Source organism: Parabacteroides distasonis, assembly GCF_004793765.1.
Lineage (GTDB): Bacteria > Bacteroidota > Bacteroidia > Bacteroidales > Tannerellaceae > Parabacteroides > Parabacteroides distasonis_A.
Genome location: NZ_SRYM01000043.1, coordinates 14,111 through 36,713, shown reverse-complemented (window position 1 = coordinate 36,713; position 22,603 = coordinate 14,111). Strand labels below are relative to the sequence as shown.

28 protein-coding genes and 2 pseudogenes are annotated in these 22,603 nt (G+C 45.4%); 18 read left to right on the top strand and 12 right to left on the bottom strand.

The window, feature by feature from the left end; all coding sequences use genetic code 11:
- Both E5342_RS13705 and E5342_RS13700 read left to right on the top strand, forming a co-directional pair.
- Positions 1-452, top strand: a pseudogene (locus E5342_RS13705) (relaxase/mobilization nuclease domain-containing protein); the annotation flags it as partial.
- 4 nt (positions 453-456) lie between these two features.
- Positions 457-1,176 carry a hypothetical protein gene (locus E5342_RS13700; RefSeq protein WP_007656452.1) on the top strand — a complete coding sequence of 240 codons (720 nt, stop codon included), beginning with the start codon at positions 457-459 and terminating at the stop codon, positions 1,174-1,176.
- A gap of 794 nt (positions 1,177-1,970) precedes the next feature.
- Here the strand turns inward: E5342_RS13700 and E5342_RS13685 are convergent.
- A complete protein-coding gene (locus E5342_RS13685) occupies positions 1,971-2,381 on the bottom strand; it encodes a hypothetical protein (protein ID WP_007656455.1) in 411 nt (136 codons plus the stop codon).
- Positions 2,382-2,535: 154 nt separating this feature from the next.
- Positions 2,536-3,117: a Crp/Fnr family transcriptional regulator gene (locus tag E5342_RS13680; RefSeq protein ID WP_008645841.1), complete on the bottom strand. Its 582-nt coding sequence runs from the start codon at positions 3,115-3,117 to the stop codon at positions 2,536-2,538.
- A 453-nt stretch (positions 3,118-3,570) separates the two neighbouring features.
- Between E5342_RS13680 and E5342_RS13675 the strand changes: the two are divergent.
- The 15 genes and pseudogenes from E5342_RS13675 to E5342_RS13605 all read left to right on the top strand — a co-directional run.
- Positions 3,571-4,293, top strand: a pseudogene (locus E5342_RS13675) (TraG family conjugative transposon ATPase); the annotation flags it as partial.
- Between the two features lie 629 nt (positions 4,294-4,922).
- Entirely contained in the window at positions 4,923-6,578 is a 1,656-nt protein-coding gene (ltrA, locus tag E5342_RS13670; RefSeq protein WP_135959575.1) for a group II intron reverse transcriptase/maturase, read from the top strand.
- Positions 6,579-6,580: 2 nt separating this feature from the next.
- Entirely contained in the window at positions 6,581-7,183 is a 603-nt protein-coding gene (locus E5342_RS13665; protein ID WP_135959574.1) for a TraG family conjugative transposon ATPase, read from the top strand.
- Between the two features lie 6 nt (positions 7,184-7,189).
- The gene (locus tag E5342_RS13660; protein WP_016661987.1) at positions 7,190-7,462 is read left to right on the top strand and encodes a DUF3876 domain-containing protein; all 273 of its coding nucleotides are present in this window, start codon (positions 7,190-7,192) and stop codon (positions 7,460-7,462) included.
- A 79-nt stretch (positions 7,463-7,541) separates the two neighbouring features.
- Positions 7,542-8,171: a DUF4141 domain-containing protein gene (locus E5342_RS13655; RefSeq protein WP_005651616.1), complete on the top strand. Its 630-nt coding sequence runs from the start codon at positions 7,542-7,544 to the stop codon at positions 8,169-8,171.
- A 1-nt stretch (position 8,172) separates the two neighbouring features.
- Positions 8,173-9,180 carry a conjugative transposon protein TraJ gene (gene traJ / locus E5342_RS13650; protein WP_135959573.1) on the top strand — a complete coding sequence of 336 codons (1,008 nt, stop codon included), beginning with the start codon at positions 8,173-8,175 and terminating at the stop codon, positions 9,178-9,180.
- Between the two features lie 24 nt (positions 9,181-9,204).
- Complete coding sequence (gene traK / locus E5342_RS13645; RefSeq protein ID WP_005651612.1) at positions 9,205-9,828, top strand: conjugative transposon protein TraK; 624 nt, start codon at positions 9,205-9,207, stop codon at positions 9,826-9,828.
- Positions 9,829-9,846: 18 nt separating this feature from the next.
- On the top strand, positions 9,847-10,173 hold the full coding sequence (locus tag E5342_RS13640; protein WP_117702332.1) for a TraL conjugative transposon family protein: 327 nt from the start codon (positions 9,847-9,849) through the stop codon (positions 10,171-10,173).
- Complete coding sequence (gene traM, locus E5342_RS13635; protein WP_135959572.1) at positions 10,121-11,446, top strand: conjugative transposon protein TraM; 1,326 nt, start codon at positions 10,121-10,123, stop codon at positions 11,444-11,446. The genes E5342_RS13640 and traM overlap by 53 nt, the downstream gene beginning before the upstream one ends.
- 41 nt (positions 11,447-11,487) lie before the next feature.
- A complete protein-coding gene (gene traN, locus E5342_RS13630) occupies positions 11,488-12,507 on the top strand; it encodes a conjugative transposon protein TraN (protein WP_135959571.1) in 1,020 nt (339 codons plus the stop codon).
- Between the two features lies 1 nt (position 12,508).
- The gene (locus E5342_RS13625; RefSeq protein WP_034535967.1) at positions 12,509-13,093 is read left to right on the top strand and encodes a conjugal transfer protein TraO; all 585 of its coding nucleotides are present in this window, start codon (positions 12,509-12,511) and stop codon (positions 13,091-13,093) included.
- Positions 13,094-13,096: 3 nt separating this feature from the next.
- Positions 13,097-13,990 carry a DNA cytosine methyltransferase gene (locus tag E5342_RS13620; protein ID WP_135959570.1) on the top strand — a complete coding sequence of 298 codons (894 nt, stop codon included), beginning with the start codon at positions 13,097-13,099 and terminating at the stop codon, positions 13,988-13,990.
- A 13-nt stretch (positions 13,991-14,003) separates the two neighbouring features.
- Complete coding sequence (locus tag E5342_RS13615) at positions 14,004-14,450, top strand: DUF3872 domain-containing protein (RefSeq protein ID WP_168354494.1); 447 nt, start codon at positions 14,004-14,006, stop codon at positions 14,448-14,450.
- Positions 14,447-15,016 (top strand): tRNA (adenine-N(6)-)-methyltransferase, encoded by a 570-nt coding sequence (locus E5342_RS13610; RefSeq protein ID WP_135959569.1) that lies wholly within the window; start codon positions 14,447-14,449, stop codon positions 15,014-15,016. Before E5342_RS13615 ends, E5342_RS13610 begins: the two co-directional genes overlap by 4 nt.
- The gene (locus E5342_RS13605) at positions 15,009-16,079 is read left to right on the top strand and encodes a hypothetical protein (protein WP_135959568.1); all 1,071 of its coding nucleotides are present in this window, start codon (positions 15,009-15,011) and stop codon (positions 16,077-16,079) included. Before E5342_RS13610 ends, E5342_RS13605 begins: the two co-directional genes overlap by 8 nt.
- Before the next feature lie 109 nt (positions 16,080-16,188).
- Here E5342_RS13605 and E5342_RS13600 read toward each other — a convergent pair whose 3' ends face one another.
- The 6 genes from E5342_RS13600 to E5342_RS13575 are packed head-to-tail and all read right to left on the bottom strand — an operon-like array spanning position 16,189 to position 18,319.
- A complete protein-coding gene (locus E5342_RS13600; protein ID WP_117702337.1) occupies positions 16,189-16,419 on the bottom strand; it encodes a DUF3873 family protein in 231 nt (76 codons plus the stop codon).
- A 27-nt stretch (positions 16,420-16,446) separates the two neighbouring features.
- A complete protein-coding gene (locus tag E5342_RS13595) occupies positions 16,447-17,034 on the bottom strand; it encodes a hypothetical protein (protein WP_135959567.1) in 588 nt (195 codons plus the stop codon).
- A 20-nt stretch (positions 17,035-17,054) separates the two neighbouring features.
- On the bottom strand, positions 17,055-17,312 hold the full coding sequence (locus tag E5342_RS13590; RefSeq protein ID WP_135959566.1) for a hypothetical protein: 258 nt from the start codon (positions 17,310-17,312) through the stop codon (positions 17,055-17,057).
- An 18-nt stretch (positions 17,313-17,330) separates the two neighbouring features.
- Complete coding sequence (locus E5342_RS13585; RefSeq protein ID WP_005643512.1) at positions 17,331-17,549, bottom strand: hypothetical protein; 219 nt, start codon at positions 17,547-17,549, stop codon at positions 17,331-17,333.
- A 6-nt stretch (positions 17,550-17,555) separates the two neighbouring features.
- Positions 17,556-18,044, bottom strand: coding sequence for an SLOG family protein (locus E5342_RS13580; RefSeq protein WP_168354493.1), 489 nt, complete (start codon positions 18,042-18,044; stop codon positions 17,556-17,558).
- An 11-nt stretch (positions 18,045-18,055) separates the two neighbouring features.
- A complete protein-coding gene (locus tag E5342_RS13575; RefSeq protein WP_117702383.1) occupies positions 18,056-18,319 on the bottom strand; it encodes a hypothetical protein in 264 nt (87 codons plus the stop codon).
- Positions 18,320-18,884: 565 nt separating this feature from the next.
- On the opposite strand from E5342_RS13575, the gene E5342_RS13570 reads away from it, so the two are divergent.
- Complete coding sequence (locus E5342_RS13570) at positions 18,885-19,157, top strand: hypothetical protein (protein ID WP_135959565.1); 273 nt, start codon at positions 18,885-18,887, stop codon at positions 19,155-19,157.
- 209 nt (positions 19,158-19,366) lie between these two features.
- On the opposite strand, the gene E5342_RS13565 is transcribed toward E5342_RS13570, so the two are convergent.
- The 4 genes from E5342_RS13565 to E5342_RS13550 all read right to left on the bottom strand — a co-directional run bounded on the left by E5342_RS13565 (position 19,367) and on the right by E5342_RS13550 (position 22,459).
- Positions 19,367-19,717: a hypothetical protein gene (locus tag E5342_RS13565; protein WP_135959564.1), complete on the bottom strand. Its 351-nt coding sequence runs from the start codon at positions 19,715-19,717 to the stop codon at positions 19,367-19,369.
- A gap of 1 nt (position 19,718) precedes the next feature.
- Entirely contained in the window at positions 19,719-20,639 is a 921-nt protein-coding gene (locus E5342_RS13560; RefSeq protein WP_122268179.1) for a ribonucleotide-diphosphate reductase subunit beta, read from the bottom strand.
- Between the two features lie 101 nt (positions 20,640-20,740).
- Complete coding sequence (locus E5342_RS13555; protein WP_007754738.1) at positions 20,741-21,154, bottom strand: hypothetical protein; 414 nt, start codon at positions 21,152-21,154, stop codon at positions 20,741-20,743.
- A 45-nt stretch (positions 21,155-21,199) separates the two neighbouring features.
- Positions 21,200-22,459 (bottom strand): site-specific integrase, encoded by a 1,260-nt coding sequence (locus tag E5342_RS13550; protein WP_135959563.1) that lies wholly within the window; start codon positions 22,457-22,459, stop codon positions 21,200-21,202.
- Between the last annotated feature and the right edge of the window lie 144 nt (positions 22,460-22,603).

Genomic DNA, 22,603 nt, shown 5'->3' with positions numbered 1-22,603 from the left:
AGCAGCACCGACTGAAAGAGCCGGACAAGTCGAAATACGAGATTTACACGGCTGTGAAGAACGAAATCGGCAAATCCCGTAACTGGCAGCAGTTACAGGAGCGGTTAGCAGAAAAGGGTATTACCGTCCGGTTCAAACGAAAGGGACAGACCGACGAGATACAGGGCATATCCTTTTCCAAAGGTGAATACACGTTCAAGGGTTCGGAGATAGACCGGAGTTTCAGTTTTTCCAAACTGGACAAATGTTTCGGGTATGCAGGAATGAATGTTGCCGGAAGCCAACGGCAAATAACTTTCGCGCCCGTTCGGGAACAAGCACCTGTACCGGGCAAGGCTGACAGTCCGTTGATAACTGGTTCGCTCGGTCTGTTTTCCGCTTCTTCTCCCCCAGTGGATGAAGAACCTAATTTCAATTTGAGAAAGAAGAAGAAAAAACGACTTAAACTGTAAAGACATGGAAGACTATTTGATTTTAGAGGGGCTTCTCTCTATGGTTACGGAACTGAAAGGGAAGCAGGAAGCACAGGTAACGCCAGCCAGCCGGGAGGAAACTCTCGAACGGTTGGGAGCAATCGAGCAGGCATTATCGGAACTCCACAGTAGCCCGGCTGTTCCCGAAAAGGAATTGCAGGCTATCCAAAGCCAACTTGCCGACATAAGGAATGCGGAACAGGAGCAGCAGCAATCCATCGGAGAAGTGAGGAAATTTGTAACGGCTACCTACCGTTGTCTGAAAGAAATGCTGGATGCGTTGGATTCTTACCGTAAGGAGCGCACAACTGAAAAAGCGGAAACCGAACCTGCATCGTTGTCCCGGAGGATAAGCGGTTTGTTACATCCGAAACTTTTTGTTTTTTTGGCAGGGCTGGTTGTCTGTTTCGTTTCTTTGTTCCTGAATGTCCGTTTGGCTGGACGAATGCAGCAGTTGCAGGACAACGATATGAAATACCGCTACATTCTGATGAAAGGGGAAGCGGACGGGGGCTGCCTTGATTTGCTGGAAACGAATTTTAGTAGGGAACGGGATAACGCTTTCATCCAAAACCTGACTGATTCGGTGACGGATTTTGAATTCCGCAGCAGGAAGCAGGCGGAAGCGTTGGAACGTGCAAGGCTGCTCAATGAACAAGCCGAGCGGTTGAAAAAGGAAGCCAACCGACTGGGTAAGCCATAAACCGGGAAAACAAAGGATACAAACTGTAAATGTTAAAGCCCGCACAATATGTGGAGAAAAGTGCAGTGCATCTTCGTGGTGTACTGCACTTTTCCTATATTTGCGGATAGTCTAATTTGAAAAGCAAAAATCCCCAATCCGCTGGATTGTTTGGATGATGATTAGGCAATGATTTAATAGTGAATAGGAACTGCACCTGAGGGGGAGGCGTTTGCTAAAGTAAATATGCTTGACAGATACTATTATAAAGACATTAGCAACAATCAAATCATTATCGTTATTATGGACATCTAAAGTAAAAAAGATATTCCTATAATGATTAAAGCAATAGATGCAAATATGTATCTATTGCTTTTTGTAGAAAACATTGCTCCTATACAAGAGATAGATACAGCAAATTGCATACATTTTAAACTTAACTCTGTAGTCTTAAATATACACATAGACAAAAAAGATAATGCCAAAACAAATAGTATAGCATTCAATATATACTTCAGTTTCATATTACTTTGATTTACATTGACCTTATTAGCAGTAGCATATAAATTGTCATCCTATCCCAATAACCAATCCTATGTAAGAGAACAAGGTGAATCTCTTTTCCTTGTATTTCAGTCCATAGACCAGCTCGATAATAGCACATAAAGGAATATTAGATGAATCTGCATTTTCCCCTTTGTTTACAAGGTATTTATATGTTCTTTCATCCTTTCTTTGTTCAATTTGCGAATCTCACGGTTCTCTTTGTTCTGTTATAGCATACATTTATGCAACTTAATGTTCCATGATTCAGTTTAATCTATTTTCTCTAATTCAATCGTAGCTACTTTCTCTTTATCTGGACTAATTTCATTCTGTATAATGGTTATATGTTTTTGGGTATAGCTTTTGATAATCCAAGGGGCTCCACCCAAATATAAAGCATTGCTATTAAATGTGATATATTTCCCTTCTATTGTATAAGTAATATCAATTTCATCGTAACCTTCCCAATTTACTTTCCCTTTCTGAGTATCTACAAATTGCATACCGACCCCCATATTTTGTACTGTCCAAGCCTCACAATGCCCTGTTCCACGCCATGAAGTCTGATAAAGTGCTTCGGGGGTTAATTCATTTGTCTGTTCATTATCATCATCGCAGTTTATAAAACAGAATGTACAGAGGAATAGCATAAGTATTCCAAGAATTTCTTTTGTTTTCATATTCTCTTTTTTATTTTTTGTTTAACTCATTCAATCTTTATTTTGTTTCTTCGTTGAACCAACCAAAGATAAGACAAAGATAAAAAGAAGAATCCTTTGGCAGATTAAGATACTCTTGGAATATTGTTATGAATGTAAATTTCTAAACCTATGTTTATTTTTTGTTGTCAAGACTTTGCTTGCGTCTGATTCGGCTCATGTGTACGGGTGTAATTTTAAGGTAGGATGCTATTTCTTTTAGTGATACCATTTGAAGGATTGCAGGGCATTTTTTTAAAAGTTGGAGGTAACGCTCTTCCGGTGTGAATCTGAATAAATCCAAATAACGTGAATATGATTGGAAAAACATCTGTTCGGCTGCGATACGGGCTATCCGTTGGCTTTCTTTGTTCTCCTCGAATTTTTGCTGTAAGAATGCAGAAGAACAGATGTAAATCTCGCACGGGATTATTGCCTGTATATTCAATTCTGATTTCATGCCATATAAGCAAGTGGGGTAATCGCCTATAAATTCATTTGGAAAGGAAAAACCGACATTATACGGCTTGTTTTCTGTCCGGTTGGTACAACTGTATTTGACTACACCTGACAAGATAAACCCGAAGAAAGAACATACATCATCTTCATGGAGAATAAACTCATTCTTTTTATAATGTCGTAACTCTCCATGTTTTAGACACAATTCTTTAAAAAAATCTATGTCTATATTGCTCATATATGAATTAAATTCAGTCATCATTTACTTGTCATTGGTGCAAATGTATAAAAAATGCCTGAAATATGCTTGATAGTACTTAACTACATTGTTTAAATATTCAAAAAAGTATGTAACATAACATGTTTGTTATATTTTTAAGTTCAAAGGTTTAGTACGTTTCTTTGTCTGTATATCCAAAACGAACTAAACTTATTTAGACAGCAAATTATATATGCTGGCGAAAAAAGAAAAACAGAGTTTCTTTCTCTTTTTGCCAGTATCATGTCTATTTTTCACTGAAAAACGAGAGAAAACAGATATAAAAACATCTCCTACCACATTTACCCCTTAACAACAAATATCCTTTTCTGTTTTCTTATAATCACTCTATTTGTATGCAAATTGTATGCTTTAAAAATATTAATATTGATGTGTTTTATACCATAATTAACTGATATTCAGTATTAAATAAATAAATGTTGGTACGGATTAATCACCACCAACCGAAACAAATTCGTATTAGGCGGTTCGGGAAGCGGCAAATCATTCTTTATGAATCATTTGGCAAGGCAATATTATGAACAGGGCACACACGTGGTATTGATCGACACGGGAAACAGTTACCAAGGGCTTTGCTCGCTGATACATCAAAAGACCGGGGGCAAGGATGGTATCTACTTTACTTATACGGACGAAAACCCGATAGCGTTCAATCCTTTTTTCACGGATGATAAAGTTTTCGATATAGAGAAACGTGAGAGTATCAAGACATTGATCCTCACACTCTGGAAAAAGGACAATGAACCGGCGACACGTTCGGAAGAAGTAGCATTATCCAATGCGGTGGCTCTGTATATCAGGCGTATCAAGGAGAATGAAAGTATCATTCCCTCGTTCAACACCTTTTACGAGTTCGTAAAAACGGACTACCGAAAGATTCTGGAAGAGAAGCAGGTACGGGAAAAGGATTTCGACCTTGCGGGTTTCCTGAATGTATTGGAGCCTTATTACCGTGGCGGAGAATATGATTTTCTGCTTAACTCCGACAAGCAGCTTGACTTGCTCGGCAAGCGGTTTATCGTATTCGAAATCGATCAAATCAAAGATCACCCCATTCTTTTCCCGGTGACGACTATCATTATCATGGAGTTGTTTATCAACAAGATGCGCCGTTTGAAGGGAGTGCGCAAGATGATCATCATAGAGGAAGCGTGGTTGTGACATGTAAGTCTTGTATATGATTGTTCAACTTTCATTCCACGAGTTGGAATTAGAATGATTGAACCTGTTGTTCCGTCAACAGTAGCCTATGGGAACGTGCGGTATTAAGCAATGAACCCGTGCGGTAACAGAACCAACAATGAAGCCCTTCCGAAAGGAGAAGTTTGAACCGTGAGGGGATTACAACTGCCGTTAGTATCGAATGGCAGGGGAGCTAGGCTGAATGGTATGAATAACGTAATGTGAACCGTTGATAAACGTCGTAACTTCGAATGAGCCGCTAATGATACTGGGCTCTAACCCAAAAGGGACGCAGTCGGATAACCTTCTCCATGCTAAGGTTACACGGACATAACGACTGCCGGCGGATAGACGGATTCTAACCCATTCGTTTGTCATATACAAGAAACATGGTAAACCCGTACTTCTCCTGTGTAACAACAGGTAAGCAGACCGTAAGTGAAGCCGAATGGAGTGCGGGCAGAGGAATGCGGAGAAAGCGAATGCCGTCCTGTAATGGGACGGATAGAGGTTGAAACATCACCTCACACGAAAGTGGGCAGACTTCCGCATGGTGGATGTTTTACAAGAAACTTATAGAACTTATTAAAGAAGAAAAGCAAATGAACGAAATTAAAACATCGTGTGCATCTACTGACCGGAAATGGAACACTTGGGAAAGCATAGACTGGAACAAGTGCAAGATAGCGGTTAATAAGCTACAAGCACGTATTGTAAAAGCTCAAAAGGCGGGCAAACACGGCAGGGTGAAATCCTTGCAGTGGGTGCTGACGCATTCGTTTTACGCTAAGGCTTTAGCCGTAAAGCGAGTTACATCAAACAGTGGCAGTGACACCGCAGGCGTTGACAAGGTGAAATGGTCAACTTCCAATGCCAAATTCAAGGCTATCGGTGAACTGAAAAGAAGAGGTTACAAACCCCAGCCATTAAAAAGGGTCAATATCAAAAAGAGTAACGGGAAACTACGTCCATTGGGAATCCCAACAATGAAAGACAGGGCTATGCAGGCATTATATCTGCTTGCGTTGGAACCTGTATCTGAAACAACCGCTGACAGTAATTCTTACGGTTTCCGCAAAGAAAGAAGTACTGGAGATGCAAGGGAACAGTGCTTTTGCGTCCTTGCAAAGAAAGCTTCCCCTGAGTGGATTATGGAGGGTGACATCAAAGGCTGTTTCGACCACATCAGCCACGACTGGTTGCTGAACAATATCCCTATGGATAAAGTGATGCTGCGGAAATGGCTCAAATGCGGTTTCGTCTTCAACAAGGAGCTATTCCCCACGGAAGAGGGCACTCCACAGGGCGGTATCATTTCACCAACTCTTGCGAACATGACACTGGACGGACTGCAAACTATGCTTGCAGAGAAGTATCACAAGAAATGTATAAACAGGAAAACGACCTACTATCCCAAAGTACATCTTGTACGCTATGCGGATGATTTTATCATCACAGGCAGAAGCAAGGAAGCTTTGGAAGAAATCAAACCGTTAGTGGTGGATTTTCTTAAAGAAAGGGGGCTGACCCTGTCGGAAGAGAAAACAAAGATTACACACATTGATGATGGTTTTGATTTTCTTGGGTACAATATCCGAAAATACAAAGGAGTGCTTCTAATCAAACCGTCCAAAAAGAGCCTGAAGAAATTCATGCAGAAAATCCGGGGAATCATTGATTCCAATAAAGGAAGCAAACAGGAATCACTCATAAGGTTCTTGAATCCTGTGATAACAGGCTGGGTAAACTACTATAAGAATTGTGTGGCTTCTGACACATTCAGAAAAGCAGACTACCTGATATTTGAAAAGTTATGGCAATGGGCTAAGAGACGACACCCCAAGAAAGGCAAATATTGGATTGCCGAACGATACTTTACACGGGTAAAAAACCGTAACTGGTGCTTCGTGGCAAACTTCAAGAAAGGCAAGACTGATGACAGGATTGCACTAAAGAGGCTGTATGACACAAAGATTACCCGATATGTCAAGGTAAAAGGTGAAGCAAATCCCTTTGACCCCGAATGGACAGAGTATTTTGAAAAGCGCAAGACTTACAAGATGCTACAGTCGCTCAACGGTAGGAAATCGTTGCTGTACATGTGGGAAAGACAGAACCATTTATGTCCCGTATGTGGTAAACCCATAGACAAGGAACATCCTTGGGGAACTTCCCAACAAACAGTCAACGGCAAGAAAGTAAATTTCCTGTTGCATGACAGTTGTAGAAGAAAAGTCATTCAAACTAATAAGATGTAACTATGAGCTGGTTTCTATTAAATAGAAATTTAACACCGCTTGAGCCGTATGATTGGAAACTTTCACGTACGGTTCTGAGGGGGGAAAGGGGCAGTAATGCCCCTGACCTACCCGGCAAGGCTATCGCCAAGGAAGGGATGGCGGACTACATCCGCTATCTTTTCAAGACTGTCCGCAAATTTTACGGAGAGGCTGTTGTGGTGACGCAGGAAGTCGATGACATCATTTCCTCGCCTATCGTAAAGGAGTCCATAGTGAACAACAGCGACTGCAAGATTCTGCTTGACCAGAGGAAGTACCTTAACAAGTTCTCGCAGATACAGTCCCTGCTGGGACTGACGGACAAAGAAAAGGCGCAGATCCTGTCGGTGAACATGTCCAATGACCCGAAACGCAAATACAAGGAGGTCTGGTTCGGATTGGGGGGCGTACAGTCAACGGTGTACGCCACGGAGGTATCGCCCGAAGAATATCTGTGCTACACGACCGAAGAGAGCGAGAAGGTGGAAGTGGAACAACTGGCGAAACAGCTGGACGGCAATATCGAACTGGCTATCCGAAGGCTTGCGGAAAAGAAACGGAATCAAAGCAATGAAATACCGTAAATGCCTATGGAGTATGAAACCTTGTTTCCGCTCTACTGGATATGCGGGGAGTGGAAAAGCAACCGCAAGTCGCCGCCCGTTACCGTATTCCGTGACGGTGGCGCATACAAGATTGCCCTGACCTACCACCTTGATGCGGTGGTGGTAGGCACGATCCACCAAAGCGGCGGCATCATCTGGGCAGACCTGCTGGGGAGGGTGCAGCTCGCTTATGACCGGGAGGAAGACCGGCTGGTGCTGGCTACCGAAGGGATCTATGTACGTGCGGATGACTCATAGGGAAAATGGAGAACTCCGGTTCTCCCGTAAATGACAGGAACAACTATCCGATTTATTCAACATTAAAATTTTAAAAGACATGAAACGAATTATGGCTGTCTGCCTGGCCGGGCTTCTTTGCCCGATTATGGCAGTAAAGGCACAATGGGTGACGTTCGATCCCTCGAACTTTGCACAAAGCATCGTGAATACAACCCGCAATGTGGTGCAGACCACGACGACGGCAGAAAATATGGTGAAGAATTTTCAGGAAACAGTCAAGATCTACGAACAGGGGAAGCGTTATTACGACGCATTGAAAGCGGTCAACAATCTGGTTAAGGATGCCCGCAAGGTACAGCAGACCGTTCTTCTGGTCGGTGAAATATCGGACATCTATGTAAACTCTTTCCAGAAAATGCTGACGGACGAGAACTATACGCCGGACGAGCTTTCGGCAATCGCTTCCGGATATGCGAAGATGCTGGAAGAGAGCAGCGGTATGCTGAACGAGATGAAGACGGTCGTAACCTCCACCAGCCTTTCCATGACGGATAAGGAGCGCATGGATGTGATCGACCGTGTGTACCGTGACGTAAGAAACCAACGCAATCTGGTCAGGTATTACACGAACCGGAACATCGGCATCTCTTACCTGCGTGCAAAAAAGAAGAACGATACCCGAAGGGTGCTGGACTTGTACGGAACGGACAATCAAAAATACTGGTGACATGACGGGCGAGGAAACTTTCAGCAACCTTCACGAAGTGTTGCGCAACCTTTATGACGAGATGATGCCGCTCTGTTCGGACATCACGGGTGTGGCTACCGGAGTGGCCGCACTGGGTGCACTGTTCTATGTGGCCTCACGGGTGTGGCAGGCTCTTTCGAGAGCCGAGCCGATTGACATTTACCCGCTCTTCAGACCTTTTTGTCTGGGTGCGTGCATCATGTTCTTCCCCACATTCGTTCTGGGAACTCTCAACGGCATCATGAATCCTGTGGTTACCGGCTGCCACGATATAATGGAAGGCCAGACGCTGAACATACGGGAGTATTCCGAGAAGCGGCAGAAGCTGGAATACGAGGCGATGACAAGGAATCCGGAAACGGCGTATCTGGTCGACAACGAGGAATATGAACGCCAGATCGAGGATCTGGGATGGTCGCCTTCGGACTTGAAAGCGATGGCGGGCATGGCGGCGGAACGCTTCAAATACCAGGCCAGGCAGGGCGTGAACAATTTTCTCCGCAGCTTTCTGGAACTGCTGTTCCAGTCGGTTTCGCTGGTACTGGACACGCTGAGAACCTTCTTCCTGATCGTATTGAGCATTCTGGGGCCCCTGTCGTTCGCCATATCGGTGTACGACGGCTTCCACAATACGATGATCCAATGGATTTGCCAGTATATCAGCATCTATCTGTGGCTGCCCATATCCGACCTGTTCAGTTCCGTGCTGGCAAGGATTCAGGTACTGATGATCGAAAAGGACATCGCCGCACTGAGCGATCCCGCCTATGTGCCCGACGTGAACAATTCCGCTTACATCATCTTCATGCTGATAGCCATTGTGGGGTATTTCACCATTCCGACAGTATCCACATGGGTGATTCAGGCATCGGGAGCCGGCAACTACGGCAAGCAGGTCAACTCGTGGTCATTGAAGGGCGGACGTGCGGCTGCCGCTGTTTCCGGTGCAGCCGTCGGTCATGTAGCCGGCAAGTTAAGAGGCAGATAACCCAATATAAAATCTTATAAACATATGGAATTTAAGAGTTTGAAGAATATAGAAACGAGCTTCCGGCAAATCCGCACGATGGGTATCGTGTTCGTTTCGCTCTGTGCTCTGGTTACCGGCTATGCTCTCTGGAGTTCCTACCGGTTCGCCGAACGGCAGAGGGAGAAAATCTATGTGCTGGACAATGGGAAGTCCCTGATACTTGCTCTTTCCCAAGACCTTTCGCAGAACAGGCCGGTGGAGGCGAAAGAACATATCCGGCGTTTTCACGAGCTGTTTTTCACCTTGTCGCCCGACAAGGCGGCTATCGAGTCGAATATCCGCAGGGCGTTGTTCCTGTGCGACGAGAGTGCGTTCCGCTACTACAAGGACTGGGAGGAAAAGGGGTATTACAACCGTATAATCTCGGCCAATATCAACCAGAGCATCCGGGTGGACAGCGTGGCGTGCGACTTCAACAGCTACCCGTATGTGGTAACGACCTACGCACGGCAGTCGCTGGTCAGGTCAAGCAACATCACGGAACGGAGCCTTGTAACCCGTTGCCGGCTGTTGAACTCGGTCAGGTCGGACAATAACCCGCACGGCTTCACGATGGAGCAGTTCAATATCGTGGAGAACCGGGATTTGAGAACCATTGAACGATAACTTAAAAAAAGACAGGAAATGAACCGATTGAAAAAATGGATCAGGTACGTGCCTGACAGGATAGACGACGGACTCCGCTATCTGTGCGGACGGATGTCGCCCGATGTACGGCTCGTCTGCGTGGTGGTCATGCTCACCGGCTTCGGCTGTCTGTCGATATACATGACGGTATCTTCGATATACCGCATCGGCAGGCATGAGGGGGAGCAGTTGCAAATGGAGCATATCAGGCGGATGGAGCTGTACAGGGGGATAAACAAGGATAGTATAAACATTAAAAACCAGGTGGATTATGGAGAACCTAAAAAATCAGGAACGGCAACCGGCGAACGCTGCAACGCCTGAAAAGGCGGAAGAGAAAGGGCAAACGCCGAAACAGGGGAAGAAAGAGGCCAGACCTCTGACTCCGGAAGAGATGCTCAAGCGGAAGAAGATGCTCGTGTATCCGTTGTTCTTTCTCGTGTTTCTGGGAGCGATGTGGCTGATATTCGCTCCTTCAGACAGCGACGAGCCATTAAGGGAGGGATTCAACGTGGATGTTCCGATGCCGGAGGACAAGGGGCTGCTGTCGGATAAAAAGACCGCCTACGAACAAAGTGCCTTTGAAAAGAAACAAAAGGAGAAAATGAACACGCTTCAGGATCTGGCGGTATCACTGGAACAGGAAGAGCCAACAGCGGACGAAGTATTCCTGACGGAAGAGGACACGGACAACGGCAGTCCGTCTATCCGTTCCTCGGCCAATGCCTATCAGGACATCAACCGGCAGTTGGGCAGTTTTTATGAAACACGGCCTGCGGAAGACGATCAGAAAACACTGGAACTGGAATGGCGCATTCAGGAGCTGGAGCGTCAGGCGGAGGAAGAGCGCAAGGCCAGAGAAAACAGCGAGGAGCAACTGCGGCTGATGGAGAAGTCCTACGAGATGGCGGCAAGGTACATGCCGGGCGGCGGTGAAACCAAACAGGTCGCCGTGTCCTCCTCTACGGGTAAAACGCCGGTCTGCCCGGTTACGCAGGTAACGGAACGGGTGGTCAGCCTGCTGGCCGCACCCCTGTCCGATGAAGAGTTTGCCAGACAGTACGGCAAACCCAGAAACATGGGTTTCCACACGGTGGGGACAGTCCGGAGCCGTACGGAAAGGAACGGTATCCGTGCCTGCGTGTACAGGACGGTAACAGTTTCGGGAAGCGACGGTCAGGAAGTGGGTCTGCGCCTGCTGGAGCCGGTGCAGGCCGGGGAGTTGTACATACCCGCCAACACGATACTGACCGGCACGGCGAAAATCAGCGGTGAGCGCATGGAAATCACCGTTTCTTCGATTGCCTTTCAGGGAACAATCCTGCCGGTGGAACTGGACGCTTATGACACGAGGGGCATGAAGGGCATTGAGGTCAGGGGATCGCAGGAGCTTACCGCCGTCAAGGAGATGGCGGCCAACATGGGCTCGGCAATGGGAAGCAGCATCAACATCTCCACCAATGCCGGCGCACAGTTGGCTGCGGACTTGGGCAAAGGGGTGATACAGGGCGCATCGCAATACCTTTCCACAAGGTTCAGGACTGCCAAGGCGACTTTGAAGGCGGATTACGAGCTACTGCTCGTGTCAAGACAATAAACGGTTAAAATTAATTTATCAATCAAGAAAAAACAACAAGCATGAAAAAAGTAATTTTAATGATGGCTTTTGCCATTGGTATGACCGGTGCGTATGCACAAAAGACCGTGAAAGTGGAAAAGACGGGAAATGACACGGAAGAAACGACAGATTCCGGAGAAACGGAAACCATGCCGCTGCCGGATAAGGAGGACGCAAGGCGCAGTCCGTCCACCGGTGATTTGTTTGACGGGCTGACACGCCCGGTGGCATTCGACCGGATGGTTCCTCCATACGCTTTGGAGGTGACATTCAATAAAACGGTACACCTTATCTTCCCAGCTGCTATCAAGTATGTGGATCTGGGATCGGCGGACATTCTTGCCGGTAAAGCGGACGGTTCGGAGAACGTACTTCGGGTGAAAGCGGCGTTGAGGGACTTCTCCCGTGAAACGAATCTGGCGGTGATCACGGATGACGGCAGCTATTATACATTCAATGTGAAGTATGCGGACGAGCCGACCAAGCTGAATATCGAGATGAAAGACTTCATCCATGATGGCGAGGCGGTGAACCGGCCGAACAACTCTCAGGAAATCTACCTTACGGAACTCGGCAGCGAGTCCCCGCTGCTGGTACGGCTGATCATGAAGTCCGTCTATGACAACAACAAACGTCTGGTGAAGCATATCGGCTGCAAGCGCTTCGGCATCCAGTATATCCTGAAGGGGATTTATACGCACAACGGTCTGCTTTATTTCCATACGGAACTGAAAAACGCTTCCAACGTGCCGTTCTCCGTTGATTTCGTTACTTTTAAGGTGGTGGACAAAAAGATTGCAAAACGTACCGCCATTCAGGAACAGGTTATCGTGCCGCTTCGTGCCTTCAACTATGTAACGGCGGTTGATGGAAAAAGCAAGGAACGGACGGTATTTACCCTGCCCAAATTCACCCTTCCGGATGACAAGCAGCTGGTTGTCGAGATGAACGAGCAGAACGGGGGAAGGCATCAGCGGTTTATTCTGACCAACGCCGAGCTGATCCGTGCCAAAGTCATTAACGAGCTGAAGGTGAAATAGTATGAAAAGGGTATCTGTTATTATATGTATGTTTTTGTGCTTTGTCCTGACGGACAAGGCACATGCCCAACGTTGCCTGCCCGGTACAAAAGGGCTGCGTATTACCGCCGGTATGACGGACGGTTTTCACACTGCGGACAAACGTAACGAATTGGGTTACCATTTCGGACTGGGAACGGACAGATATGTGAACGGCTGCCATAAGTGGGTATTCGGGGGCGAGTATCTCCAGAAGTATTATCCATACAAGGACATACGTGTCCCGGTTTCCCAATTCACTGCGGAAGGCGGCTATTATTATAATTTCCTTTCGGATGCCAACAAGGTGTTTCTCTGCTATGCCGGCGGTTCGGTGCTGGCAGGATATGAAACCGTGAATTGGGGTACAAGTACGTTGTTCGACGGCTCACGCCTGTGTGCCGGGGATGCGTTTGTCTATGGCGGTGCGGTATCGCTGGAGATAGAAACCTACCTTGCCAATCAGGTGGTATTGCTGTTCCATGCCCGTGAGCGTTGCCTCTGGGGAAATGACAGCGGACACTTTCATTTCCAGTTCGGGGTGGGCGTCAAATTCATAATTGATTAGGGCATGGTTCTTTTGGAATTATTTTCGGGTATTGGCGGCTTTAGTAAAGGATTGCAGGCTGCCGGATACTCGTTTGAGAAAGTATATTTCTCGGAGATAGAAAAAAATGCAATCGCCAACTTCAAATACAATTTTCCTTATGCGGAACATATCGGATCGGTTACAGAAATCGGAACAGTGGAAATCGGACATCCCGACATCATCACTTTCGGAAGCCCTTGCCAGAATTTTAGTTCAGTCGGCGACGGCAGCGGGCTGCGTGGAGAGGCAAGTTCCCTTGTCAGGTATGCTGTCGAAGCCGTCGGGAGATTCAGACCTGACGTTTTTATCTGGGAGAATGTTAAGGGAGTCTTCTTCGCAAAGCATCGATCAGATTTTTGGAGCATTATCAAAGCGTTTGCCGACATTGGCGGTTATCGACTTGAATGGCAACTGTTTAATACGGCATGGTTTCTACCCCAGAACAGAGAGAGAATCTACCTTGTCGGACGTGTTGCAGACCGGTGTACCGGAGATGTATTTCCTTTCCCTGCGCCGGGTGGAGTGAATCATCCGTGCAGGAAAGACACGGTTCATTCCCATACCTGCGGAACGATAACACGTAACTATTACAAACAGCCCAATTTCGGCAATTATCTGATAAACCTGCAACCGGGGGAAACTTTTGACGGACAGCCGAACGAAGAACAGAAATCCCGAATCCGTATGCTGACGGAAGTGGAGTGCGAACGCTTGCAAGGCTTTCCCGATGATTTTACCAGATACGGAATTATCAACGGGGAAGTGAGAGAAATCTCACGAGCCAACCGGTATGCGATGCTCGGCAATGCCGTGAGCGTACCTGTGGTACGTGCCGTAGCGGAACGCATCAGAAATAGTACTGTTTTAAACGATTAAATTTTTAATGTGTATGAAAAAGATGATAGAAACATTGTTTGTTGTTACATTCATGCTTGTCGGTGTGATATGTGTAACCGCCTGTTCTGACAAATTGGATGTTCAGCAGGTGTATGAGTTTGATCTGGCGACCTTGCCGGTGCAGACGACAATCGTAAAGGGCGAGGAAGCGGAAATCCGTTGTCAGCTTGTAAGAAGCGGCGAGTATCAGGACACCAAATACTTCATCAGGTACTTCCAACCGACAGGCAAAGGGGAACTTCGCATGGAGGACGGTACGGTGCTATTGCCAAACGACCTGTATCCGTTACCAGAAGAAACGTTCAAACTCTATTACAAATCACTTGACACAGACCAGCAGAAAATAGATATTTACATTCTTGATTCCTTCGGTCAGGTTGTACAAAAGTCTTTTGCCTTTAATAATGAAGAGGAAGATGAAAAGGAGGATACCGAATGATTTATGCCGGATATACCCCGAAAAAAAGCAGCGACGAGCAGTATACTCCGGCTTATGCGGTAGCTCCTATAATCAAATATATACCCGGAAATAAAATAGTCTGGTGTCCGTTTGATACAGAGCATAGTGAGTACGTGCTTGCGCTGAAAGCCGCCGATATCAGAGTGGTTCACTCCCATATCCTTACCGGTGAGGACTTCTTCGTTTACGAGCCGGAAGAGTGGGATCTGATTGTTTCCAATCCTCCGTTCAGTATCAAACAGAAGGTTGTGGAACGCTGCCTTGCACTCGGCAAGCCGTTTGCGTTACTGCTTTCCAATCTTTGGCTGAACAGCAGTGCACCGGTTCACTTGTTCCGAGAAAAGGAGATGCAGATGTTGTTGTTCGACAAACGTATCCAGTTTACGGAAAAGAACGCTGCCTATTTCGGATCAAGTTACTTTTGTTGGAAAGTCCTCCCAAGACAGATTGTGTTTGAGAATCTGAACCGTTCCAAATATGAAGAGAGCCGGATGGCTGATGACATGAGGAAATTGATAAAACCTTTAATGAACGAGCATGGATAGGAAACAGGAAGATGCGGATATAAAATCAGTACAGGAAAATCCCGGATATTTTCGGGATCTTCCTCCGGAACGTAAAACTGAGAATGTATGCTGGCACGCTGTCAATGCCGACAGTGCCAATGTGCGTCATGTACCGGAAGAAATGTTCTCCTACGAGATTGTCGGTATGGCTCTGACAAACAAACCCGATTCCATACATGATATGCCTTGTGGGGTACTGAAGTGCTTTTTGCCGTTGATTCTGGAAGATGACCGGTATCTCCGGGAGGCACTGCCGAAAGACGACATACCTTTGGAGGTATATGAGGAGATGGTCAGACGGAACGGAAAGACTCTGGAATATGTGCCTGAAGGCATGAGAACACCGGAAATCTGCCGTACCGCATTATCTAAAGTAAAGCACGATCCGGCTGTGCTGTTGCCCTATGTTCCTTATCCCGACATTTGTCTGGAGATTATGAAATTGCTTGAAGGGAAATGGAGATGTTCGGATTTGATGCGTTCTGTCCGGTGGAACATTATAGATGACCGGATGGCGGAATATGCTGTAAGCAGGGACGGCTATGCAATTTCGTCTGTGCCGGTACACCTGCAGACGGAAAAAATGGTCTGTCAGGCTGCCGCCGATACCTATAATTCGGCATTGCAGTTGAAAAGCATAAGGTATGATTTAAAGACTGAAAAAGCATATCTTGCGGGAATGGACAAAAATGTACCGGAAAGTTTTCTGAACATCCCACCCGATAAAAGAAGTGCGGAAATCTGCCTTCAAGCGGAAAAGTGGTATCCGGAACTATTGAAAAAGCAACCGGAACTGATTCCCGATATTGTCAAAAACAGCTGTAACGTATATTCTCTCAATCACAAAATGGAACAATGCACGGGCACAAAGTTCTCTATCGGGCAGATAAAAAAACTGTATGACGGGAAGGCTTTGCCTGTTAAGGAAATTTGGACTCCGAAGGGGGTAATGAAAGATGTGACGGTTTCCTTTGACAAAAGGTTGAAAGAGTTCAACTTTTCACCGGTCAGACAAATCAAAAGAAAAGGAATAAAACTATGACATGTGAACTCTCCTTGCAGACAACCGGCAAGGAGAGTTCTTTGGTGCAAATGGTTAATAACTCTCTCTCAATCTTATTACATATTATTATATCTTGTTTTTCAGATATTTATTGTTCTGTCATATACTTTCTTTGTTTTTGAATCAACCATTCATCACGTTTCTGTCTGCACTCTTCCAATGTGGGCTTCACACAGGAGAAAAGTTCGTTGTCTGCCGTGTCCCTGTAATCATAATGGTAAAACGTGCGGCTTTTCCGTCTTACGGTCATTTGGAATTTTTCATATTTCTCACCCGCCTTGCAGGTTGAAACTCCGTTCTCGTTCATTTTTGTTGCCATAACTTATGATTTTATAGTTTGTGAATATTAAAACAGGCTTAACTGTCGGGGCTGTGTGTATTTCCGCTTGAGTTCCAACAGTTTTTCTTTCAGACTGCGGATAACCTTCGGGTTGTAATTGCTTCTGTCGGAAACAGACCAACATTCCGCTTTGTTGTATTGTCGTTCCAACAGGCGGATGCCTTGCCGGACAGCTTCCTTATAATCTCTGACAGGCTCATCCCAAACGTACGGGTGGCTGCCGCCTCCGGCTGTGCCGGTACACCAGTCGATGGATACCGCATACGTCCCGTCAACGGATTGCCCGATATGGATCGTGTTGGAAGTATCCAATTTGATTTCTTCAACTATCGGTAACATACCATTAATCCAACCGTGTTCGTTGAACCGCTTGCCGACATAGCCGAAAATCAGCCCTCTTTCATACGTGCGTACATTGAGTATGATATGTCGTACACTCTTGCCGAAACTTTCGAAATAGGCGATTTGTTCCGTGTCATTGCGGCGTAGTGCCAACAAGTAACGGAGGACTGTGCTGCGTTCCACCCTGCAAGGACTGTATTCTACAATCTCCTGCAATTTCTCTTCTCGTGTCATTTGAAATATTGGCTTCATGTCATTTATGTATTAGAGGATTAAAATGTCGCAATGAATAACCGGCTTTGGATGAACTGCACGCTTCCTTTGGAAATGCGCTGGTTGCACCAGAAATGGTGTGAGCCATAGCCGTAGGTGAAAAAATCGTCCAGTTCGGTCGTTTCCCGAAGTTTGTCAATGGATTGGCGGAGTTCCTCTTCCGTCCGGCAAAAGAGAAGGGTATTTACCAGTCGGATAAGGAGTGCAGGGATTTTCTCATCCCATGCACAAATTACGGTTTCAAATGTTACATTCATATTTTCCTGATTTATTCATTAGACAGTCATCTTTAAAATCTCTCTCCAGTATATCGGTTCTACCTCACTGAGAAGAAAGTCGATAAAATCTTTTCTCGCCTCTTTACACAATTCCCGGTAAAGTTCTCCAAAAGTGGTGATGTTGCCGTTCAGGTAGGTTTCCACCATATACTCGAAAATGTTGTTTACCTCGTAATATCTGCACTGTTGTGCGACAGTCCTGCTATATCGTTTCATAAGGCTTTATTTATAAAGGTTTATAATGTTTCTGTTCATCATCCGTGCTTTTCCTACGGTATAATAAGTACCGCCATAGGGCTGCTTGTCCCAATAGGCCAGGACGATTTCGGAGTTGTCAATCAGGTAGTCGTTCCTGTGATGGAAGCACTCTTTGCAGTAATCTTCCCTGAGAATGACCGTTTCATCGGCAGTTTTCATTATCCGGTCGTATAAGGACTTGTTCTCCGGGCGGTATCTGTCTGACTGCCGGCGGAACGGCACAACGGCAATGAGCCGAATATCCGTGTATTCCATTTTGAGGTCGGCTACCGCTTGGGCTGCAAGCAAATCAAAGCCTTCCGCCATTCCGCTTAGAAAGTAACGATAGCCCAGACTATACAACCTTTTCACTTGCGAAACTATATCCAGATAAAGATACAGCATACGGACTTGGAGGATACGTTCTGAACGGTGTCCGGTGAACGCTACTGATTTTGTAATATCCATTGTCATAACTGTGTGTATTAAAGTATTAATAACCAAATGATAATCCCGACTACGACAGCAAAGGAAAGAATGGAAACCAGACAACCCCATGCGAAGCGGATCACGTCCGTTATCAGTTCTTTTACGAGCCACAGACCGATAAACCACGCCAAAAGACTGCCACCGTACAAACTCCAACAGAAGCCTGAAAGAATGAGCCGAACCGACCAGCCAAACAATTTATGCAGAGGCAGATTGAGTCTGTTCTTATTTCCGTTATGTATTTCTCTTGCTGTTTTCATAATCACGACATTTTTTTTATGCATTGACGAGTTGAGCTGACTTATTTCATGTGCGTCAAAAGGTAGGGTTCAGGAAAAACAAGGTTTTTGGAAAAAATACCTCGTGCCATTTATGGCGCAGGGAAGATTTTTTTCAAAACCGGAACGGCTTGACCTTGTTTTTCCGTTAAGAACCCGAAGTACCTTTGCACTTGAATAAGTTAGTTTAATTCGTTCCTTTGTTTTAAATGTGGAGTGATGGCTACTGAAAACAGTGAGAGAAATACCCCGAAGGAAGTTAGCCTTAAACTTTGCTTAGAATCGTTGTGTTATAAATCCTTTATGCATAAAGCGGTGATTAATACGAAAAAATTTCTACCTTTGTGTTAGCGATGCGAATAGCATCGTGTAATGTGTTCGTTTACCGTAGTCCAGAAATCGCCAATTTCAAAAATACAGAGGTAAATGAACCGGATAGGTTATACTTTGACGTAACCTGTCGGTTCACTCTGTATTGAGCGTTTGGCGATGCTTTGGACTTGTGACTGGCAGCGTTACGTCAATTTAATATAATAACCTTATTGTTATGGATTTACAATCGACTCCCCTGAAAGGAATAGTCCGGTCTTCAGAAGATGGGCTTTTCTATCTGTTTCCCATTCAGAGTTTATCTACATTGCAAGAGATGAAAGGGCATTTGACCTGTGCGATAGATGTCTTGAGTAATCCGGATGAAAATGATACGGAAAAGCGTTTGGACGCAGTTCGGACATTGAACAGCCTTGTTGCTGCGTTGAGCGTTAATGACGGCAATTACTATGATGCGATAGATATTGCCTTTGAGGAAATCAGAGAGTAAAAATATACAGATAATAATAAAAGCCTTCCTATTTCAAAAACGGAAAAAAGAAAGGTGTTGTACCGGGCAATGTGGGATTCATCACGCTTGCTTGTACAACACTTTTCTACGATTTTGTATGGATGAAAGATCGCTCCGGTTTCGGAGAAATGGGAACGTTCTTTCTACCGATAATGATGCGGCTTTTATTCCGCTATCGGGGTTGAGGATTAGAATGGAAGAACTTCATCCGTTCCGTTATTCATCTGTTCCTGTTCATGCTCTTTACGCCGTTTTTCTTTTTCCTTCTTTTTTTCTTTATCCTTTATTTCCTGTTCTTTAAGTATTTGTTTCAGGGGCTTGGCTATATCAGGACGTTCCTTTTTGAAACGTTTATAGAAGATCTCTTCTATAAATTCCGGTAAGGGGGCTTTCCACGACTCTTGCCGGTGGTTGTCTATCTTGCCGAGTTTGTCGGGGTTGAGTCCAAGTTCACGTGCCATTTGTACATGGGTATCCGATAGCCGGTGTTTCTTTTGGGCGACTATCCATTTTTCGATCTGGGATTTCTTGATTGCCATATTACTTTTGATTTTCAGATTTTACTGTTTTACCTAAAAACAAACCGGTAACGGATTTTGCGCCGAGTTGTATCAGTTTGCGTTTCATTTGCGTGAAATTCTCGCCGGAAGAGATAATGTCATCTATTAAAAATACGTCCCGGCCTTTAAAATAATCGGGATGAAAGATCAAGTTGGATAATTTGTCTTGTCCGTGAGTTCCTTTCATCTGCTCACGGTCTTCTTTTATCCATGTGGCACGAAAACCGTCCACAACTTTAAGCCGATGTGAGAGAAGGCTGCAAAAACGGGCAAAACGGGTGATGTTCCGTTCACGGGTTGCCGCCGGTATGGGAATCAGCACGGCGTTGGCGGCTTTCTCTTTGAAGAACGGCATCCGGGCGATACAAAGAGAGAAGATCTTGGCGACAAGGGCTGCTTGTCGGCCTTCCTTAAATCTAAATACCAGATTACTCGTCTTTCTGTCGAATACCGATATGTCCTTGCATCTGGTCGGGTAATAATCGTGAATATAGAAACACAGTGCTCCGTCGATACGCATCTTGCCTTTGAAGTGAGTATTGTACGGGAAGAACTGGCGCACGAAATCGCTCTCGAAAGTAAAGCGGAGTATGTCACGCCAAAGGATGAGCGTGGTTTCATCCTGTACACGATAGAGTTCTCCGTTGATGCTTTCTTTATCCGACAAACCAATGCCGATTATCAGGCGGTCATTAAAAGCGTCTTTTGATACAATATACCAATCAAAGGATTGGCAGATGCCCACGATGTCACAATCATTGGAACAAAGGAAGTAGAAGGTATTGTCGGGTTTCTGGATAATCAGAAACTCGCCGGACATTTCGGAAAGGTGGAAATAGTTTCCGACATGGGCTTCCTCTACTTCGCTGAAGGATATGGATATGGTGAGGTTTTCTATCATGACACTGTTATTTGGTGTAAAGATAGGATTTTCAGGAGAAAAAAAAGCCTTGCCCGTCGGATTTTCGGGCAAGGCTCGCTATTTACAGGCTTCTATGCATATCAGTTATAAGAAATGGTTGTCCGGTTGCTGCCGGGATTGAAAACGACAAGAACTTCGGGCTTTTTCTCTTGCAGACGTTTGTACTCGCACAGGGAGTTGAGTACCCATTCACGGAACAGTTTCGTGCAATAGGTGTTGATGCGGAAACTGAGAAATATGATCGCTTCCAGATTATAATAGGTAACGATGCTTTTGTCCTGCTTCTCGGTTATGGTTACGTCGCCGTCATAAAGCAGGCGGGATTTGAAGATGGAGCGCACATTGGCGTCTATTGTCTGCACGAACACTCCGAACAGACGGGCAAGTTCGTGCTTGGTCATCCATACGTTGCCGTTCTCTATCTTTACACTGACGATGGGTTGTTCATCCTTGTTTTCCAAACCGGTGATGGTGATGTATCCTCTATTTTCCATAAGGCGTTGTTTTTAAATGGTGTGACAATATAATGATTTGTTTATTCATACAGCGTTTTGCGTCGTACCTTTTTGCATACTTTTAAGTTTTCGATCCAGCATATTCATGTCATGGCTCAACTTTCTGTCCACCACACGGGCATAAATCTGTGTGGTCTGAATGTTGGTGTGTCCGAGCATCTTGGACACGCTCTCAATGGGAACGCCTTTGGTAAGGCAGATTTCCGTCGCAAACGAATGCCGGGCAAGATGGTAGGTGATCCGCTTGTTGATCTGGCAAATAGCGGCTATCTCCGCCAAATATTCATTCATCTTCTGGTTACTGATTACCGGAAGCAGTTTTCCGTTTTTCAACTTGCCCTCATATTTGGCGAGAATATCCAACGGTATTTGCAGTAGGGGAATGAATGATTCCACTCCGGTTTTACCCCTGTCTTTCATAATCCACTTCTTGCCGTCCACACCGATCTTTATGTCCTCATTTGAAAGCGTATAGATGTCACAGTAAGGCAAACCGGTATAACAGCTGAAGATGAAAGCATCACGCACGTGTTCCAACCGTTTTGACTTGAACTCCTTGTAATAGATCGTGTCGATTTCCTCCTGCGTGAGATACCCTCTGTCGGTCTTGTCAAAATTGAACTTGAAATTCCCGAATGGATCGATAAAGCTCAATCCGCTTTTCTGGGCGAACAACAGTATCGTATGGAAACGTTGTACAAATTTCATGGCGGTGTTGTTGCTTACCTCACATTCCTGACGCAAATAAAGGTAGAAGTTCTCGATGTGGGTAACGGTGATTTCCTTCACAGGAATGTCCGACAACTTGTATTCCTTCTGCAAGAACTCTATCATCCGCTGCTTGGTCAGTTCGTAGCGGGAATAGGTCTTTTGCGTGGCAGTCTTGCCGACCTTCTTTGCATACTGTTCATTGTGCTGGGTGAAGTAGCTGATGAGCGTTTTCTCCTTTTCCTCCAATCCCAGGAATGCGTTCCTGATTTTTTCCGGCAGTGCGTAACCGTCCACGTTCATCATGCGTGTGTAGTGCATGGTGATGGCCGAACGTATCTCGTCCAGTGTCTTGTTAAGTGAGGATACCCTGAGGTTTTCTTTCTTGTCCGCACTCTGTTTGTTGATGACGGCTCTTCCCGCTTTCGTGTCCCAATTGTCGGGGTGTATGTCCAGCTTGCTGCTGAATTGTACCTGATCACCGTCCACCGTGATGCGCACCATAATTACTACATGACCGTTTTTCTTCGGTTCGTTCTTCTTTAAATAGAAGAGTGTTTTGAATGTCGATTTCATACCGTAACTCCTTTCTTGTTGCAAAGTTAATTTGTTCATTCCGTAACGGCTATGACTTTCGACTGCCAATATTCGACAAATGAGCGACTTACCTATAAATTCGTTACGGTTTTTATCGTAACGGAAAACCGTAACGAATTAGTA